This window comes from Dyella sp. 01N36 (genome assembly GCF_056399745.1).
Genome location: NZ_JBFTRY010000223.1, coordinates 1 through 5004 on the forward strand (window position 1 = coordinate 1; position 5004 = coordinate 5004).

Below are 5004 nucleotides of genomic sequence, written 5' to 3' on the forward strand. Positions count from 1 at the left end.
CGGTTTGGACGTATGAACATCCGTATGACCCGGTGACGCCGATCAAGGACTACGTGGCGTTCTACGGCACGCGTGTGGATGCAGTCGAAGTGACGCCGGGCTAACCAGGCAAAAAAAACCCGGCCGTAGCCGGGTTTTTTTCACCAAGCGAGCAAGGCTCACTCGCCGTCGGCAGGTGCTTCCGGAGCGGCATCGATCGGGCCTTCTTCGCCCTCGACTTCGCCGTTTTCCACTTCCGCATCGAGACGCACGACGCTCACCAGCTTCTCGTCGGACGGCAGGCGGATCAGCGTGACGCCCTGGGTGTTGCGACCCAGCTGCGAGACTTCCGCCACGCGGGTACGCACCAGCGTGCCCTGGTCGGAAATCAGCATCAGCTCGTGCGCTTCGCTGGCCTGGATGGCAGCGACCAGATTGCCGTTGCGCTCGGAGCACTGGATGCCGATGACGCCCTGCGTGCCGCGGCCCTTCTTCGGGAACTCGTCAAGCGTGGTGCGCTTGCCGTAGCCACGCTCGGTCGCGGTGAGGATATCGCCCTCGGCGGCAACGATCAGCGAGACCACTTCGGCGCCTTCGCCAAGCTTGATGCCGCGCACGCCGGTGGCCGTGCGGCCCATCGAGCGCACTTCGGATTCGTCGAAGCGTACCGTCTTGCCGTTGGATGCAAACAGCAGCACATCGCTGTTGCCGCCGGTGAGCGCGACGTTGACCAGCGCATCGCCCTCGTCGAGGTTGATGGCGATCTTGCCCTTCTGCAGTTGGAACGCGAACTCGGTGAGTGGCGTCTTCTTCACCGTGCCCTGCTTAGTGGCGAAGAACACGAACTGGTCTTCGGTGTATTCACGCACCGGCAGCACCGCCTGGACCTTTTCACCCGGACCCAGCGGCAGCAGGTTCACCATCGGCTTGCCGCGCGCGTTCGGGCCGGACTCCGGCAGCTGATACACATTGAGCCAGTACACGCGACCGCTGCTGGTGAAGGTGAGCAGCGTGTCATGGGTGTTGACCACCCACAGCTGTTCGACGAAATCCTCGTCCTTCAATGCGGAGGCCGAACGACCCTTGCCGCCACGACGTTGCGCGCGATATGTGCTGGCCGGCTGGCGCTTCACGTAACCGGTGTGCGACAGCGTGACGACCACGTCTTCCGGCGCGATCAGGTCGAGGACGTTGAGGTCTTCCTGCGAATGCTGGATCTCGGTGCGACGCTTGTCGCCGAATTCTTCCTTCACCGCTTCAAGCTCGTCGCGGATCACGGTCAGCAGGCGCGCCGGGTCTTCCAGGATTTCGATCAGGCCACGAATGGTCTCCAGCACCTGGCGGTACTCGTCGGACAGCTTTTCCTGCTCCAGGCCGGTGAGGCGATGCAGGCGCATGGCGAGGATTTCCTGCGCCTGCACTTCGGACAKCTGATAACCCTCGGCCTTGAGGCCTTCGCGCGGATCCATGTCTTCCGGACGCGAGGCTTCCGCACCCGCCGCTTCGAGCAGCGTGGCGACCATGCCCGGCTGCCACTTGCGGGCCAGCATGCGCTCGCGCGCTTCGGCCGGCGATGCCGACGTGCGGATCAGCTCGATCATCTCGTCGATGTTGGCCAGCGCAACCGTCAAGCCTTCGAGGATGTGCGCGCGGGCGCGAGCCTTGCGCAGATCGAAGATGGTACGGCGCGTCACCACTTCACGGCGGTGGCGAATGAAGGCCTCTAGGATGTCCTTGAGGTTCAACAGACGCGGTTGGCCGTCCAACAGCGCGACCATGTTGATGCCGAACGTAACCTGCAGCTGCGTCTGCTGGAACAAGTTGTTGAGCACCACGTCGCCCATCGAATCGCGACGGATCTCGATGACCACGCGCATGCCGTCCTTGTCGGACTCATCGCGCAGTTCGCTGATGCCTTCGAGCTTCTTTTCCTTGACCAGCTCGGCGATCTTTTCGATCAGGCGAGCCTTGTTCACCTGATACGGCAGCTCGTGGATGATGATCGTTTCGCGGCCGTTCGACTCGGTCTCGATCTCGGCGCGCGCGCGCACCAGGATGCGGCCGCGACCGGTGCGATAAGCCTCGACGATGCCCGACGAGCCGTTGATGATGCCGGCGGTCGGGAAATCCGGACCGGGGATGTAATGCATCAAATCGTCGATCGACAGCGTGGGCTCGTCGATCAGCGCGATGGTGGCCGACACCACCTCGGTGAGGTTGTGCGGCGGCACGTTGGTGGCCATGCCCACGGCGATACCSGCCGAACCGTTGATCAGCAGGTTCGGCACGCGGGTGGGCAACACCAGCGGTTCGTGTTCGCTTTCGTCGTAGTTCGGACCGAAGTCGACGGTGTCCTTGTCGATGTCGGCCAGCAGCTCCTGCGTGAGGCGCGACATGCGCACCTCGGTGTATCGCATCGCTGCCGCGTTGTCGCCGTCGACCGAACCGAARTTACCCTGGCCGTCGACCAGCATGTAGCGCAGSGAGAAMKKCTGCGCCATGCGCACGATCGCGTCGTATACCGACGAATCGCCGTGCGGATGGTATTTACCGATCACGTCACCGACCACGCGGGCCGATTTCTTATAGGGCTTGTTCCATGCATTGCCCAGTTCGTTCATGGCGAACAGAACGCGGCGATGGACCGGCTTCAGACCATCGCGGACATCGGGAAGGGCGCGTCCCACGATCACGCTCATGGCGTAATCGAGGTAGCTCTGACGCATCTCGTCTTCGATATTGACGCGAATGACTTCTTTGGCGAGTTCTGCCATCAATCGGCTTCCATGATGAAGGTAGAGGGCCCCGGCGCGCTCCCCCAGGAACTAGGCGCGGGCTGCCTTGAGATAACCTGTGAAGTGTACCACGTTTGACGCGGGATTCACAGTATTTTCACTATATGGATCAATGGCTTACGCGGACGTTTTGGCGCCCTTGAAAAGCATCAGGCGCGCTGTCGAGAAATTGAACACGGCAGCCACGAAAGAACCGCCCGCGGTGGCGATGGCAGGCCAGCGGTGCAGCATCGGAAAGCCCATCAAAAGCGCGGCATAGGTGCCGTAATTGACCAGGGCGCCCACGCCCATCAGCGCCATCCAATGCAGCCATTCGGAGAACAGCCCTCGCCCGCTTTCGCTGTGCTTGAAGGTCTGCCGGCGATTCCACAGCCACGTTGCGGTGGCCGCCAACGGAATGGAGACCAGACGCGCGTAATACGGATTCCAGCCATTCCAGCTCACCAGGGCCTGGGCGAGGCCGGCGTCAACGATGAAGCCGATGACGCCACCGATGGTGAAAAGGAAGAATTGCCGGGATAGCTTCATCGACCAAACAGCGCCTGCATGGCGATGGTGGTCGGACGCTCGATCACGCCGCGCTCGGTGACGATGGCATCGATGAGCTCGGCCGGCGTCACGTCGAATACCGGATTCCACGCATCGGCGCCTTCCACCACCGTGCGGCGGCCGGCCACCGCCAACAGCTCAGCCGAGTCGCGCAGTTCGATCTCGATGTCGTCGCCCGACGCGGTCGCCATATCGACCGTCGACGACGGCGCCACCACCATGAACTTCACGCCGTGATGGCGTGCCGCGATGGCGAGCTGGTAGGTGCCGATCTTGTTGGCGGTGTCGCCATTGGCGGCAATGCGATCGGCACCAACAATCACCCATTGCACCGCACCCGAACGCATCAGATGCGACGCGGCGGAGTCGGCGATCAGCTTGGCGGGAATGCCGTCGCGCACCAGCTCCCACATGGTCAGGCGCGCGCCCTGCTGCCACGGTCGCGTTTCGCCCGCAAACACTTGCTCGATGCGACCGCCAGCCACGCCTGCGCGGATGACGCCCAGCGCCGTGCCGAAACCGGACGTCGCCAGCGAGCCGGTATTGCAGTGCGTGAGCACGCCCGAATGCGGCGCGATCAAGGCCGCACCCAGTTCGCCCATATGGCGATTGGCGGCGAGGTCCTCGTCCTGGATGGCCTGGGCTTCGCGTTCGAGTGCGGCAGCATCGGCGCCCGCGGCGATGCGCGACTTCATCCGATCCAGCGCCCACATCAAATTGACGGCCGTGGGACGGGCCGCGCGCAGCATGGCCAGCGCCGGTTCCAGCGGTTGACCCTGCCTGGCCGCGAGCACCACACCCCACGCCGCCGCAATGCCGATCGCCGGCGCACCGCGCACGGCCAGGTCCTTGATGGCCTGGGTGACATCGGCGGCATTGGCGCAGTCGATCCAGCGTTCTTCCTGCGGCAGCAGGCGCTGATCAAGCAAACGGAGATGGTCACCCTGCCACTGTACGGCACGGATGCGGTCGTAACGGTCGTAATCCATAAAACACAAAACCCAGCGATGAAAACGAAAGTCGGCGGCGCGTCAGCGCGCCAACCGGGAGGTCAGGGGCCGTCGGGCATGACGAGCCAGAGAATCAGATAGGCCACGATGCCCGAGCCACCCAGGAAGGTGAGCACGATCCACAGCACGCGCACCAGGGTCGGATCCCAGCCGAGGTACTCGGCGATACCGCCGCAGACGCCGGCGATTTTGCGGTCCGTCAGTGATCGATGCAGGCGCTTTTCCATGACTGTGCCCTGTGGTCGCGGTGGATGAAGCTCAGTTTCTCGTACTGAGCCACTGATGGATAGCCGGCGGTACTTCGCGCTGTGCGCGTCCCGACACATAGATGCCGATGTGGCCGCCCTTGAACGCGATCTGCGTGTAGTCGGTGCTGCCCACATGCTGCTGCAGTGCGCGCGATGCATCCGGCGGCACGAGGTGATCCTGCTCGGCGAAAATATTCAGCACGGGGTGCGTGATCATGCCCAAGTCCACCGGCTTGCCRCCGATGATCAGGTCGCCCTTGATCAGCTTGTTCTGCTGATAGAAGTCCTTGATGAATTCGCGGAACGCTTCGCCCGCCTGGTCCGGCGAATCGAAGATCCAGCGTTCCATGCGCAGGAAATTCTGCAGCTCCTTGGGATTGTCGAGGATGTCGACCAGACCCACGTATTTCTGCTGATTCAGGC

5 protein-coding genes are annotated in these 5004 nt (G+C 63.1%); all 5 read right to left on the reverse strand.

Annotated elements, in window-relative coordinates:
- Nucleotides 1-158: 158 nt before the first annotated feature.
- Nucleotides 159-2753, reverse strand: a complete 2595-nt coding sequence (gene gyrA, locus AC1DMG_RS19575; RefSeq protein ID WP_477180947.1) for a DNA gyrase subunit A — start codon at nt 2751-2753, stop codon at nt 159-161.
- 138 nt (nt 2754-2891) lie between these two features.
- Complete coding sequence (locus AC1DMG_RS19580; RefSeq protein WP_441604081.1) at nt 2892-3302, reverse strand: GtrA family protein; 411 nt, start codon at nt 3300-3302, stop codon at nt 2892-2894.
- Complete coding sequence (gene mtnA, locus AC1DMG_RS19585; protein WP_477175972.1) at nt 3299-4312, reverse strand: S-methyl-5-thioribose-1-phosphate isomerase; 1014 nt, start codon at nt 4310-4312, stop codon at nt 3299-3301. Before mtnA ends, AC1DMG_RS19580 begins: the two co-directional genes overlap by 4 nt.
- A gap of 62 nt (nt 4313-4374) precedes the next feature.
- Nucleotides 4375-4560, reverse strand: a complete 186-nt coding sequence (locus tag AC1DMG_RS19590) for a PspC domain-containing protein (protein WP_121880953.1) — start codon at nt 4558-4560, stop codon at nt 4375-4377.
- 31 nt (nt 4561-4591) lie between these two features.
- Nucleotides 4592-5004 (reverse strand): alpha/beta fold hydrolase (locus AC1DMG_RS19595; protein WP_477180948.1); only part of this gene is annotated, 413 nt, incomplete at its 5' end.

Bases quoted from the DNA above. Each gene is read 5' to 3' on its own strand.
- AC1DMG_RS19590 (WP_121880953.1), bottom strand. From the start codon at position 4,560: ATGGAAAAGCGCCTGCATCGATCACTGACGGACCGCAAAATCGCCGGC.
- mtnA (WP_477175972.1), bottom strand. From the start codon at position 4,312: ATGGATTACGACCGTTACGACCGCATCCGTGCCGTACAGTGGCAGGGT.
- AC1DMG_RS19580 (WP_441604081.1), bottom strand. From the start codon at position 3,302: ATGAAGCTATCCCGGCAATTCTTCCTTTTCACCATCGGTGGCGTCATC.